Origin of the sequence: Streptomyces humidus, from assembly GCF_014649655.1 — a bacterium.
In the GTDB taxonomy this organism is placed as follows: domain Bacteria; phylum Actinomycetota; class Actinomycetes; order Streptomycetales; family Streptomycetaceae; genus Streptomyces; species Streptomyces humidus.
Genome location: NZ_BMTL01000039.1, coordinates 1 through 12,202 on the forward strand (window position 1 = coordinate 1; position 12,202 = coordinate 12,202).

Sequence of the window (12,202 nt, forward strand, 5' to 3'; positions counted from 1 at the left end):
ATCCTCGGCTTTCACGGCCGGGGACGGGGTATCAACATATCTGGCGTTGATTTTTGGCACGCTGTTGAGTTCTCAAGGAACGGACGCTTCCTTTGTAATCACCCGAACCTCTCGGGCTTTCCTCCGGGCGCTTCCCTTCGTCTTGCGTTTCAAACTCTATCAGGGTTTTCCCGCCCCTCTGACCACCGTTCCGCAGGCATGCGGAATGCGATCCGAGGATGGGATCTGACAAATTTGAATGCTGCTCGATGAGCGTGCTTGATCGCGCCGTTCACCCTGAAGCAGGAGCACGACTGTACACGGGGCCGCGGAGCTGCTGCAAATCGTCTAGGGTAGTGGTCTAGACCACGGATCGGTCGTTCTCGTGCGGAACCGTCAGTTCATCTGACATACGCTGCTGCACAGTGCGCTGACCTGGACAGACAGTAACGGCCCCTATACATCTCCATCCCTGGGAGGCTTCCCATGACCACCGTGACGTCCCCGATCGCAGGACGCGCCGTCGGACTGGCAGCGGTGCCGGATCCGGTCTTCTCCGGAGCCATGGTCGGCCCGGGCACGGCGATCGACCCGGTGCGCGAACCCTCCGAGGCCATCGCGCCGGTGGACGGCGTCATCGTCTCCCTCCACCCGCACGCTTTCGTCGTCGTCGCCCCGGAGGGGCACGGCGTGCTCACCCATCTCGGGATCGACACCGTGCAGCTCAACGGCGAGGGCTTCGAACTCCTCGTGAACAAGGGAGACACCGTCACGCGCGGGCAGGCCATCGTGCGATGGGACCCGAGTGCGGTGGAATCGGCCGGCAAGTCGCCGGTGTGCCCGATCGTCGCTCTGGAAGCCACGGCCGACGCCCTGGGCGATCTCCGTGAGGACGGCGATGTGAAAGCAGGCGACGTTCTGTTTTCCTGGCAGTGACGCCGACGCCGTCCCGGCCGACGGCACACAGGACAACCACCGCGGCGGCGGGACCCGCCGCACTATGGGAGACGGGTGAGATGGAGACAACGCTGCGAGGCGTCGGCGTGAGCCACGGTGTGGCGATCGGCGAGGTACGGCACATGGGAACGGCGGTGCTCGAACCGCCCGCGAAGCAGATCCCGGCGGAGGATGCGGGGCGCGAACAGGGGCGCGCCCGCAAGGCCGTGGAGGCTGTGGCAGCCGACCTGACGGCGCGGGGCAATCTGGCGGGAGGCGAAGCCCAGGCGGTGCTCGAGGCGCAGGCCATGATGGCCCAGGACCCCGAGCTGATGGTCGACGTGGACCGGCGTATCGCCGTCGGCAGCACGGCCGAGCGCGCCGTGTACGACGCCTTCGCCGCCTACCGCGAGTTGCTGGCCGGAGCGGGTGAGTATCTGGCAGGTCGCGTGGCCGACCTCGACGATGTGCGCAATCGCATCGTCGCCCGTCTGCTGGGTGTCCCGATGCCGGGGGTGCCCGACAGTGACGAGCCGTACGTGCTGGTCGCCCGCGACCTGGCCCCCGCCGACACCGCGTTGCTGGACCCGACGCTGGTCCTCGGCTTCGTGACCGAGGAAGGCGGGCCGACGAGTCACAGCGCGATTCTCGCCCGCGCGCTCGGGGTGCCGGCCGTCGTGGCTCTGCCGGGGGCCGGTGAGCTCGCGGAGGGCACGGTGATCGCCGTCGACGGCAGCACCGGCGACGTCTTCGTGAACCCGAGCGACGCGAAGAAGGCGCAGCTCGAAGCGGCGGCCGCCGAGCGCAGGGCGGCGCTGGCGGCCTCGACCGGGCCTGGCGCCACCGCCGACGGTCACAAGGTGCCGCTGCTGGCGAATGTCGGCGGGCCCGCCGACGTGCCGGCTGCCCTCGACGCCGGGGCAGAGGGCGTCGGGCTCTTCCGTACCGAGTTCCTCTTCCTCGACGACAGCGAGAACGCGCCGTCGGAGGGGAAGCAGGTCGAGGCCTACCGGCAGGTGCTCGAGGCGTTCCCGGAGGGTCGCGTCGTCGTACGGGTGCTGGATGCGGGGGCGGACAAACCTCTGGACTTCCTGACGCCGGCCGACGAACCCAACCCCGCGCTGGGCGTGCGGGGGCTTCGGACGCTCCTGGACCACCCCGACGTGCTGCGGACGCAGCTGACGGCGCTGGCGAAGGCTGCCGAGGGGCTGCCGGTCCACCTCGAGGTGATGGCGCCCATGGTGGCGGACCGCGCGGACGCCAAGGCCTTCGCGGACGCGTGTCGCGAGGCGGGGCTGCGAGCGAAGTTCGGCGCGATGGTCGAGATTCCGTCGGCGGCCCTGCGGGCTCGCTCGATCCTGCAGGAGGTGGAGTTCCTGTCTCTCGGCACGAACGACCTCGCGCAGTACACGTTCGCGGCCGACCGGCAGGTGGGAGCGGTGTCCCGTCTGCAGGATCCGTGGCAGCCCGCGCTGCTGGACCTCGTGGCCCTGTCCGCCGAGGCGGCCAAGGCCGAGGGCAAGAGCTGCGGTGTGTGCGGCGAGGCCGCCGCCGATCCGCTGCTCGCGTGTGTGCTGACCGGTCTGGGGGTCACCTCTCTTTCCATGGGGTCCGCGTCGATTCCCTATGTGCGTGGTGCGCTGGCGAAGTACACGCTGGCGCAGTGCGAGCGTGCCGCGGCCGCGGCACGTGCCTGCGACAGCGCGGCGGAAGCGCGCGAGGCGGCGCAGGCCGCGCTGTCCGGGGAGTAGCCGGAGCCGTAGGCAGCGGGCCGGTGGCCAGGGGCGCTCCGCCTTCGGGTGGAGCGCCCCTGGCGCGGTCGGGTTCCCGTCGATCAGTGGGCGTGGCCTGAGGGCCCTCCCCTGGGACCGAGGTCCGGTGGGAAGCAGTAGTCGACGCCGGACTCCGGTGAGATGAGGTCGCCGGATTCGATGTCGGTGCAGTAGGCGTCGAAGACTTCGCCGGCGGTCAGGGGTTCGAGGCCGTCGCCGCGCAGACGCCATCCGTAGATCTGGTCGGAGACGCCCGGAGCGCTGGTGCGCATGACCAGTCCGCCCGGGCTCCGGGTGGCGAGCCCGAGGGCAAGGACGGTGGTGAACTCCAGGGCCTCGGCGTCGTCGAGCACAGCGGTGTCGTCGGCTCGGTCGTCGGCGTGGAGGACCCCGACCAGGGTTTCGGGCGTGCCGGTGACGCTGCAGACGAGATGCCGGTCGCCAGGTGGCGCCGTGTCGAGGATGCGGGCGAGGAGGTCCGAGGCATGCGTGAAGGCGGCGCGCCCGATGTCCTCGCCGCAGGTGGCGCAGGCGCCGAGGCGGGCGAGGAGCGTGGCAGCGTACTCCCAGGTGGCCTGGCGGACGGCTTCGTCGACGAGGGCGGGCAGGAGGTCGGCGAGAGGCTGGCCCTCGTAGGGGATGGTGGGGCCCGTGGTCGCGAGTTCGGCCGTGAAGCGGGTGCGGTTGGCGGGGTCGTCGGCGTCGAGGCCCTTGGCGGTGCAGTAGGCGGCGTAGTCCTGGGGGTCGAAGAGGGCCAGCGTGGTGTGGCTGCCTTGCAGGGCGCGTGCCCTGAGCAGGCCTTCGACCTGTCGCAGGTAGGTGGCGTGATCGTCGAACGTGAAGGTGCGGTAGCGCCGCATGGCGCGGAAGTCGTGTTCGTCGGTGAGGACGCCGATGGTGCCGGCGATCTCCCGGCGCAGGACGCGCCGCATGGTCTGCTGGTCGGTGGCTGCCATTTTTTCCCCCTGTTGTGCACGTCGATCAATGCTCACTCACAGTAATCGACGGTACTGACAGTGAGAGTTCGGTCGAGCGACAGCTGCCTCGTACGGCACGGAACGTGCTGGTCACAGGGGTGGGGGAAGTGGTCCGGCCTCGGCGGTCCTGCTCGGCGAGGCGCGGACCCGCTGCGGCCCTGCGGGGCTCGGCAGGGCCCTCGGCTGCGGGGGCGTGCTCAGGATCGATTGCGGGCGAGGTCCTCGTAGAAGTGCAGGAGGTCGAGGTCGTCGATGGAGCCGGGATTGACGGCCTTCTCCAGGGGGGTGCCCTGGAGAAGGCGTTTGACCGGCACCTCGATGCGTTTGCCGGTGAGGGTGTGCGGGACTCCCGGTACCTCGATGACCTCGTCCGGGACGTGGCGTGGGGAGAGCTGTTCGCGGATGGCCTGCTTGATGCGGTCCAGGAGAGCCGCGTCGAGGACTGCTCCCGGGGCGAGGTGCACGAAGAGCGGCATCCAGTACCCGCCGTCGGGCTGCTCGATGCCGATGACCAGGGATTCCTTGATCTCGGGGATGCGTTCGACGACCTCGTAGATGTCCGCGGAGCCCATGCGCACGCCCTGGCGGTTGAGCGTGGAGTCGGAGCGGCCGTGGATGACGACGGAGCCGCGTGAGGTGACGGTGATCCAGTCGCCGTGCCGCCAGACGCCGGGAAAGGTGTCGAAGTAGCTGTCGTGGTAGCGGCTGCCGTCCGGGTCGTTCCAGAAGCGGACCGGCATCGAGGGCATGGGGTTGGTGACGACGAGCTCGCCGACCTCGTCGATCACGGGCCTGCCGTCGGGGTCCCAGGCCTGCAGATCGGTGCCGAGACCGGGGGCCTGGAGTTCGCCGGTGTACACCGGGAGAGTGGGGACGGCTCCGGCGAAGCACGAACACACGTCCGTGCCGCCGCTGACGGAGGCGATCCACAGGTCGTCGCGGACCTCGTCGTGCAGCCAGCGGAAGCCGTCGGGCGGGAGGGGGGACCCCGTGGTGGCGACGCACTGGACCGCGGAGAGGTCGAAGTCCCGGGAGGGGTGCACCTCCGCCTTGCGGCAGGCCATCACATACGCCGCCGAGGTGCCGTACAGAGTGGTGCCGGTGCGTTCGGCGACGCGCCACTGCGCGCCGATGTCGGGGTGGCCCGGGCTGCCGTCGTAGAGGACGATCGTCGTCCCGGTCAGGAGGCCGGAGACGAGGAAGTTCCACATCATCCAGCCGGTCGAGGTGTACCAGAAGAAGCGGTCCTCGGGCCCGAGGTCGCAGTGCAGGCCGAGCTGCTTGAGGTGCTCGACGAGGATGCCGCCCTGGGACTGGACGATGGCCTTGGGCAGGCCGGTGGTGCCGGAGGAGTAGAGCACCCAGAGGGGGTGGTCGAAGGGGACCTGTTCGAAGAGGGGTTCTTCGTCCGCGGCGGTCAGGGCCGACCATTCCAGGGCGCCCTCGGGCGGTTCGGCGCCGAGGAGGGGAATGTGGACCACGGCGCGCAGGGTGGGCAGTTCGGCGCGCAGTTCGGCGACGACGGCGCGGCGGTCGTGTTCCTTGCCGCCGTAGCGGTAGCCGTCGACGGCGAACAGGACGACGGGTTCGACCTGCTGGAACCGGTCGAGGACGCTGCGGGCGCCGAAGTCGGGGGCGCAGGAAGTCCACACTCCGCCGACGGCGGCCGTGGCCAGAAGGGCGACGACCGCCTGGGGGATGTTCGGAAGATATCCGCTGATCCTGTCGCCGGGGCTCACGCCGAGCGCGCGCAGTTCGGCGGCCAGTGAGCCGACCTGGCGGCGCAGCTCGGACCAGGTCACGGGACTCGGTTCGTGGATCTCGTCGACGTACAGCAGGGCCGGTTCGTCCGGCCGGGTGGCGGCCGCGCGCAGCGCGTGTTCGGCGTAGTTCAGCGTCCCGCCGGGGAACCATGCGGCGCCGGGCATGGCGCGCTCGCCCAGCACGCGCGTGTACGGCGTCGAGAACCGTACGTCGAACCACTGCGTGAGGGCTTTCCAGAACGTCTCCAGCTCGTCGACGGACCAGCGGTGCAGCGCCGGATAACCGCCTTCGGAGGGCGCTCCGTGGTGCTCGGCCGCCCAGGTCTGGAACTTGGTGATCTGGGCCTGGGCCGTTCGCTGCGGATCTGGCCGCCAGAGCGGCTCGGGGTTCACGATGGGCATGAAGCGGCTCCCGGACTGTGCGCGTCGTGTGCGTCGCCCGCGCACGAGCAGGGGGTGGTGCGCGTGACGCGGCTGACACGGACGATGCCATGTGATCGACTTCTGCACCAGAGCGGGCGCCCCACAGTCCGAGTCGTGAAGATGTGCTCCCGCCACAGGTGAACGGCAGTTGAACGACCCGCGCGCGTGACGCGGTCAGTGACAGGGTGAGCAGCATGAGCGGTCGTGACCTGGTGCGTTCGATGAAGGCGGTCGGTTCCGCGGGAGCTGCCCAGGGGTTGCGCACCGTGAGGGCCTCGTGGCGCAGGAGGCGGGCCGACGCGGTGGGGCTGCCGGCGCGGGGTCCTGAGCGCGCGCGGGTGCCCGGGCCGGTGCAGGAGGCGATGCCGGGTCCTGGTGGTGGGACGCTCCGCTTCAGCCGTTCGGAGCTGAGGATCCGCGTCGCCGTGAACGGTGCCGTGTTCTGGGGCTGGGACGGGGCGGAGCCGGAGCCGTCGTACGCGCTGGCCGGCCCGTGTCCCGAGGCGGACCCGCGTGCGGTGCTGGAGCCGGACAAGGACGGCGGCTGGCGGGTGGTGGCGGAGCGGCTGACGGTCGTGGTCTCTCGGCACGGCGCCGTCGAGGTGTGCACGCCGGGAGGAGTCGTGCTGCGTCGTGATCTGCCGCCCCGCTGGTGGGAGCGGCAGGCGGGCGGTGCGGCGCGGTGGGTGCAGCGCTCGGAGGTGGCGGCGGACGCGCGGTTCTTCGGCCTCGGCGGCAGGGCGTCCGGGCTGCGGTTGCGCGACGGGTCGTACCGGCTGTGGAACACCGGCCCCGGGCGCGCGTCCGGTGCGGGCCACGACCCGTCGGGTGTGACGATGCCGGTGCAGCTCGTGGTGGCCGACGCGGGGACGCATCTGGTGTTCCACGACACCTCCTGGGACGGCACGGTCGTGGTGCGGGAGGGCGAGGAGGGGGCGGGCTCCGGGCACGACCGGCCGGGGTCGTGTGAGGTGCGGATGGACGGCGGGCCGTTGCGGTGCTGGGTGATGGTGGGCACTCCCGCGCGCGTGCTCCTCGCCTGGGCATCGCTCACCGGGGCGGCGGCGGTGCCGCCCGAGTGGGCTCTGGGGCACCATCACGCGCGGCGGGGCCTCGGCGGCGAGCAGGAGGTCCGACGGATCGTCGCGGACTATCAGGAGCACGGACTGCCGCTGGACGCGCTCCACCTGGACGTCGACCACTACGACGAGCATCAGGTCTTCACCGTCGACCAGGAGCGTTTCCCGAAACTGTCGGTGCTGGCCGATGAGCTGCGGCGGGACGGGATACGCCTGGTGTCGGCGGTGGATCCGGCGGTCAAGGCCGCGCCGGGCAGCGCCGTGTACGAGGGCGGGGTCGCCGAGGACGTGTTCGTGCGGGACGCGTCGGGGCGGCTCGTCGAGGGCGTGGGGCGACCCGGGGAGACGGTGTTCCCGGATTTCACGCACGCGCGAGTGCGGCAGTGGTGGGGTGGTCTCTATGCCGAGCGGATCGAGCAGGGCTTCGCCGGATTCTGGCACGACAGGAACGAGCCGACGTTGTTCGCCGCCTTCGGGGAGCCGACGTTGCCCCGGTCGGCACGGCACGTCCTGGAGGGGCACGGCGGTGATCACCGCGAGGCGCACAACGTGTACGGGCTGTGCATGGCCCGGGCGGCGTACGAGGGCCTGCGGGGGCCGGATCCGGAGCAGCGCCCGTTCGTCGTCTCGCGGTCCGGCTGGGCGGGTCTGCAGCGCTACGGAGGAGCCTGGCCGGGGGATGTGGGCGCCGGCTGGCCGGGGCTGCGGGCGTCGTTGTCGCTGGTGATGGGCCTCGGGTTGTGCGGGGTGCCGTATTCGGGGCCGGACTTGGGCGGATTCGACGGCAGTCCGTCGCCCGAGCTGTATCTGCGCCGGCTCCAGCTGGGGGCTTACCTTCCGTTGTTCCGCACGCATGGAGTCGGGCGCGGGGGCGGGCGGGAGCCGTGGGAGTTCGGCGAGGAGGTGCTGGAGCACGCGCGTGGGGCGCTCTTGGAGCGTCGGCGGCTGTTGCCGTACTTCGTGACGCTGGCGCATCTGGCGAGCCGTACCGGCGCTCCCTGTGTGCGTCCGGTGTGGTGGGGATCCCCCGGGAACCGGACCTTGCGGGACTGTGAGGACGCCTTCCTCCTGGGCGACTGTCTGCTGGTGGCGCCCGTGCTGGAGCCCGGCGTCGACCGGCGCACGGTGCGGCTTCCGCGGGGACGCTGGTACGACACGGCGACGGGCCGGGTGTACGAGGGGCCGGGGCAGGTGCTCGTGGAGGCCCCGGCGTCGCGTATTCCGGTGCTCGCGCGCGCGGGCGCCGTGCTGCCGGTGCGGGGCGAGGACGGCGGGCTGGAACTGGAGGTGTGGGCGCCGGCCCGCGGGCGGAGGGGCGGGGGCCTGGTGGTGCGGGAAGCGGGAGACGGCGGGGAAGAGCCGCGGACCGAGCGGTACGTCACCCGCTGGGAGGGGCTGCGGATCGTCGTGGAACGGGAGGGTGAGGACGGCGTGCGGGCGCCGTCCCACCCGGTCCGCGTTCGCGGGCTCGGCGAGCGGTGACGTCAGATGTAGCGGCCCTCGAAGAACGCCCGCACTGCGATGGTGTGGAGCGGGAAGGCGAGTTCCTCCGGCCGGTGCAGCAGGTGCCAGCCCTCGGTCTCGTCGGTCGCGGCGGACGCCGGCAGCCCGTCCGCAGAGCGCTCCGGAAGGAGACCGAACAGCAGCAGGTGACCGTCGGGCGAGCTCATGGCGTCGGCGAGCCGCACGTCGCGGGACGCCGCCTCGATCCCGGTCTCCTCCCTGAGCTCGCGGACGACGGCCTGCCGCCACTCCTCGCGGTCGTCGATGAAGCCGCCGGGCAGGGCTATGCCCCCGCGCGCGGGAGCGATGGTTCGGGTGATGACGACCAGGGCGGTGCCCTTCGAGTCGTACACGGGCTGGAGCGCGACGGCCACCGGCAGGGGGTTGCGATAGACCACGGCGGAGCAGACCCGACAGGTGCGGGGCCAGTCGGTGACGCCCTCCCCGTAGGGCGCTCCGCAGCTCGAACAGTGGGAGCCGCGCGCGGAGTTCGCAGTGGAATGCAGAGTTTCGGACACGCGGCGGAGCGTATCCGATCTTGGGGTGGGCGTCGTACGGGAGCAGCTCGGCGCCGTCCGACGAGGGATCCGGCGGAGCCGGAGAGCCCGAGTGGGAGTCCGGGTGGGCTGGGGCTTGGGGTGGGCCGGCGTCTCGAGCCGGTCGGAACCGGTTCCCATGTGTCCGCGCGACGGCACGTTGCTCTGTGGAGCGTCGCGTCATGTCTTCGCCCTGCCCATTTCACCACCGGCGTGCCACACTCCTGACGAGCCGTCAGATGGTGAGCTCGGGAGGGGCCTTGTCACGTACACGCATGCCTGTGGTCGCCGGATGGTTCACCGGGGAGGGAGAGGACTTCAGGCTGCTCGGGACGCGTTGCTCGGAGTGCCGGGCGGTCTTCTTCCCCCGGGAGGACGCGCACTGCCGCAATCCGGACTGCGAGAGCGACGATCTGGAGGAGGTCCCGCTCTCCCGGCGCGGACGCGTGTGGTCGTACACGGACAGCCGGTACCGCCCTCCGTCACCCTATGTGACGGATCCGGAACTTCCGTGGGAGCCGTACGCGTTGATCGCTGTGGAGCTGGAGTCCGAGCAGATCGTGGTGCTGGGACAGGCGGTTCCCGGGATCACCGTCGCCGATCTGACGGTGGGCATGGAGGTGGAGGTCGTCCCCGGCGTGCTCAACGAGGACGCGGAGACGACCTGGACGATCTGGCGATGGCGGCCCACGGGGGTGACGGGATGACGGCAGAGGTGGCGGTGCTCGGCGCGGGAATGCATCCGTGGGGCAAGTGGGGGCGCGGCTTCGTCGAGTACGGGGTGAAGGCGGCGCGGGCGGCTCTCGCGGACGCGGGCGTGGCGTGGCGGGACGTCGATTCGATCGTCGGCGCGGACACGGTGCGCGGCGGGTATCCGGGCTACGTGGCGGGGGCGACGTTCGCGAAGGCGCTGGGGTGGCAGGGAGCCCGGGTGACGAGCGTGTACGCGGCGTGCGCGTCCGGAGCGCAGGCGATCGATACGGCCCGGGCCCAGATCCTCGCGGGCCGGGCGGACGTGGTGCTGGTGGTGGGGGCCGACGCCGCACCCAAGGGCTTCTTCCGCCCGGCGGGAGGAGACCGGCCGGACGACCCGGACTGGCTGCGGTTCCGTGCGCTGGGCGCGACCAATCCGGCGTACTTCGGGCTGTACGCGCGCAGACGCATGGCGGTGCACGGGGACACCCCGGAGGACTTCGCCCAGGTCAAGGTGAAGAACGCGGCCATGGGCGCTCTCAACCCGTACGCGCGCTACCGCACGCGGGTCACTGCGGAGGAGGTCGCCGCCTCCCCCGTCGTCGCCGATCCGCTGCGGCTGCTGGACATCTGCGCGACCTCCGACGGCGGAGCGGCCCTGGTGCTGTCCAGCATGCGGTTCGCCCGTCGGCACGGGGTGACGGATCCGGTGCGGATCAGGGCGGTGTCCACCGTCACCCCCCGATACCCCCACACGGTGCTCGACCTTCCGGACATCGCGACCGACTCCGCCGGAGGGGCCGAGCCGGGCGCTGAACCGTTCCGCGCGTCCATCGCCCGGACCGCCTACGAGGAGGCGGGCCTCGGCCCCGAGGACCTGTCCCTCGCCGAGGTCTACGACCTGTCGACGGCTCTGGAGCTGCAGTGGTACGAGGACCTGGGTCTGTGCGGCGACGGCGAGGCCGTCAAACTGCTGCGGGAGGGCGCGACCGCGCCGGGCGGCCGCATACCGGTGAACCCGAGCGGCGGACTGGCCTCCTTCGGGGAGGCGGTGCCCGCCCAGGCCATCGCCCAGGTCTGCGAGGTCACCTGGCAGTTGCGCGGGCAGGCGGGCGACCGCCAGATCGCGGACGCGCGCGTGGCCGTCACGGCCAACCAGGGGCTGTTCGGCCATGGCTCGGCGGTGGTCGCCGTGCGGTGAGGAGGGGGCCGGAACGCCTGGAACGGCGGCGCCCTCGCCCCGCGCCGCCGCTAGGTGGTGACGGTCTCACGGCGTTCGGCGCCGTAGTCCATCGCATGCTGGACGACGCCGACGAGGACGTCTCTGACCGACCTCCGGTCACGGGCGTCACACAGGATGACCGGTACGTCGTCGTCGAGGTCTAGCGCGCCGCGCACGTCCTCCTCGGGATAACGCGCCGATCCCTCGAAGCAGTTCACGGCGATCAGGAACGGTATGGAGCGCCGCTCGAAGTAGTCGACGGCGGCGAAGCAGTCCTCCAGGCGGCGGGTGTCGGCGAGTACGACGGCGCCGAGCGCGCCCTCGGAGAGCTCGTCCCACATGAACCAGAACCGCTCCTGGCCCGGCGTCCCGAACAGGTACAGGACCAGGTCCTCGCGCAGGGTGATGCGCCCGAAGTCCATGGCGACGGTGGTGGTGTGCTTGCCTTCGACGCCGGTGGTGTCGTCGACGGGACGACCGGCTTCGGTGAGGTACTCCTCGGTACGCAGCGGCTTGATCTCGCTGACGGCGCCGACGAGGGTCGTCTTGCCCACGCCGAAGCCGCCGGCCACCAGGATCTTGAGCGTGACGGGCTCGACCGGGGGCTTGCCGCGCTCAGAACGCCCGAAGATCATCGATCTCTTCTCCTGCTCGATGGCTTGATGAGGGGGTGGGGCAGTGGGTCGGCCGGTGAGCCGGCCGGCCGGTCGACAGGGACGGACGACGGCCGGGGGCGACGGCCTCGTCGTCCTGTCGTGTTCCCTGCCCCGTGGGATGCCGTACGCAGTGCCGGAGCCCTCGGCCCGCCCGCCGGGGCCCCGTACAGGGCTCCCGCGACGGGTCCGACGGCAGGCACGGCCGGGGTTCCGCGACGGCGGCGCGTGCGCCGGGAGCCGGCCGCCGTCTCGTCCGCGCTGTTCACAGCGCCCGGAGACCGTTGATCACGTCGCGGAGAATGCTTTCGTCCGGCAGCTCGGCCGGGGGTACCGGCCGGTTCACATGGACGAACTGCGCGTCCACGAGGTCGCCGACCAGGACCCGTACCACCCCGATGGGGAGGTTGAGTTCAGCGGCGAGTTCGGCGACCGACTGCGGCGCGTCACGGCACAGCACCGCGATGTCCACGTGCTCGGGCGACAGCGAGGGGTCCTCTTCCGCGTCATCCGCGTGGGGCTCGGCGACGACGACCGCGATCAGGTCGAGACGATGCTGGCCCGCACTGGTGGTGCGGCCGCGTGTCATGGCGTACGGACGGACGACCGGCCCGGCCTCGTCGTCGAACCAGTGACTGCTTCCCTGACCGTCTGTGCTCATGCCGT

11 protein-coding genes are annotated in these 12,202 nt (G+C 71.3%); 6 read left to right on the forward strand and 5 right to left on the reverse strand.

Annotated features, from left to right (window positions below; genetic code table 11):
- The 3 genes from IE239_RS42605 to ptsP all read left to right on the forward strand — a co-directional run.
- Positions 1-229, forward strand: a 229-nt coding sequence (locus IE239_RS42605; RefSeq protein ID WP_229878546.1) for a hypothetical protein, incomplete at its 5' end; no start/stop codon positions are given.
- 236 nt (positions 230-465) lie between these two features.
- Positions 466-915 (forward strand): PTS sugar transporter subunit IIA, encoded by a 450-nt coding sequence (locus IE239_RS34300; RefSeq protein WP_190153377.1) that lies wholly within the window; start codon positions 466-468, stop codon positions 913-915.
- Between the two features lie 80 nt (positions 916-995).
- A complete protein-coding gene (gene ptsP / locus IE239_RS34305; protein WP_190153378.1) occupies positions 996-2,666 on the forward strand; it encodes a phosphoenolpyruvate--protein phosphotransferase in 1,671 nt (556 codons plus the stop codon).
- Positions 2,667-2,749: 83 nt separating this feature from the next.
- Here ptsP and IE239_RS34310 read toward each other — a convergent pair whose 3' ends face one another.
- On the reverse strand, positions 2,750-3,643 hold the full coding sequence (locus IE239_RS34310; protein WP_190153379.1) for a DUF8829 domain-containing protein: 894 nt from the start codon (positions 3,641-3,643) through the stop codon (positions 2,750-2,752).
- Positions 3,644-3,861: 218 nt separating this feature from the next.
- Entirely contained in the window at positions 3,862-5,829 is a 1,968-nt protein-coding gene (locus IE239_RS34315; RefSeq protein WP_190153380.1) for an acetoacetate--CoA ligase, read from the reverse strand.
- Positions 5,830-6,044: 215 nt separating this feature from the next.
- On the opposite strand from IE239_RS34315, the gene IE239_RS34320 reads away from it, so the two are divergent.
- Positions 6,045-8,411 carry a glycoside hydrolase family 31 protein gene (locus IE239_RS34320; protein WP_190153381.1) on the forward strand — a complete coding sequence of 789 codons (2,367 nt, stop codon included), beginning with the start codon at positions 6,045-6,047 and terminating at the stop codon, positions 8,409-8,411.
- Between the two features lie 2 nt (positions 8,412-8,413).
- Here the strand turns inward: IE239_RS34320 and IE239_RS34325 are convergent, their stop codons facing one another.
- Positions 8,414-8,950, reverse strand: coding sequence for an NUDIX domain-containing protein (locus tag IE239_RS34325; RefSeq protein ID WP_190153382.1), 537 nt, complete (start codon positions 8,948-8,950; stop codon positions 8,414-8,416).
- Positions 8,951-9,249: 299 nt separating this feature from the next.
- On the opposite strand from IE239_RS34325, the gene IE239_RS34330 reads away from it, so the two are divergent.
- Positions 9,250-9,675 (forward strand): Zn-ribbon domain-containing OB-fold protein, encoded by a 426-nt coding sequence (locus IE239_RS34330; protein WP_190153439.1) that lies wholly within the window; start codon positions 9,250-9,252, stop codon positions 9,673-9,675.
- Positions 9,672-10,862: a lipid-transfer protein gene (locus tag IE239_RS34335; protein WP_190153383.1), complete on the forward strand. Its 1,191-nt coding sequence runs from the start codon at positions 9,672-9,674 to the stop codon at positions 10,860-10,862. The genes IE239_RS34330 and IE239_RS34335 overlap by 4 nt, the downstream gene beginning before the upstream one ends.
- Before the next feature lie 50 nt (positions 10,863-10,912).
- Here IE239_RS34335 and IE239_RS34340 read toward each other — a convergent pair whose 3' ends face one another.
- Both IE239_RS34340 and IE239_RS34345 read right to left on the reverse strand, forming a co-directional pair.
- Entirely contained in the window at positions 10,913-11,518 is a 606-nt protein-coding gene (locus IE239_RS34340) for a GTP-binding protein (protein ID WP_190153384.1), read from the reverse strand.
- A 283-nt stretch (positions 11,519-11,801) separates the two neighbouring features.
- The gene (locus tag IE239_RS34345) at positions 11,802-12,197 is read right to left on the reverse strand and encodes a DUF742 domain-containing protein (protein WP_190153385.1); all 396 of its coding nucleotides are present in this window, start codon (positions 12,195-12,197) and stop codon (positions 11,802-11,804) included.
- Between the last annotated feature and the right edge of the window lie 5 nt (positions 12,198-12,202).

Bases quoted from the DNA above. Each gene is read 5' to 3' on its own strand.
- IE239_RS34310 (WP_190153379.1), bottom strand. From the start codon at position 3,643: ATGGCAGCCACCGACCAGCAGACCATGCGGCGCGTCCTGCGCCGGGAG.
- IE239_RS34300 (WP_190153377.1), top strand. From the start codon at position 466: ATGACCACCGTGACGTCCCCGATCGCAGGACGCGCCGTCGGACTGGCA.
- IE239_RS34315 (WP_190153380.1), bottom strand. From the start codon at position 5,829: ATGCCCATCGTGAACCCCGAGCCGCTCTGGCGGCCAGATCCGCAGCGA.
- IE239_RS34345 (WP_190153385.1), bottom strand. From the start codon at position 12,197: ATGAGCACAGACGGTCAGGGAAGCAGTCACTGGTTCGACGACGAGGCC.
- IE239_RS34340 (WP_190153384.1), bottom strand. From the start codon at position 11,518: ATGATCTTCGGGCGTTCTGAGCGCGGCAAGCCCCCGGTCGAGCCCGTC.
- ptsP (WP_190153378.1), top strand. From the start codon at position 996: ATGGAGACAACGCTGCGAGGCGTCGGCGTGAGCCACGGTGTGGCGATC.
- IE239_RS34335 (WP_190153383.1), top strand. From the start codon at position 9,672: ATGACGGCAGAGGTGGCGGTGCTCGGCGCGGGAATGCATCCGTGGGGC.
- IE239_RS34320 (WP_190153381.1), top strand. From the start codon at position 6,045: ATGAGCGGTCGTGACCTGGTGCGTTCGATGAAGGCGGTCGGTTCCGCG.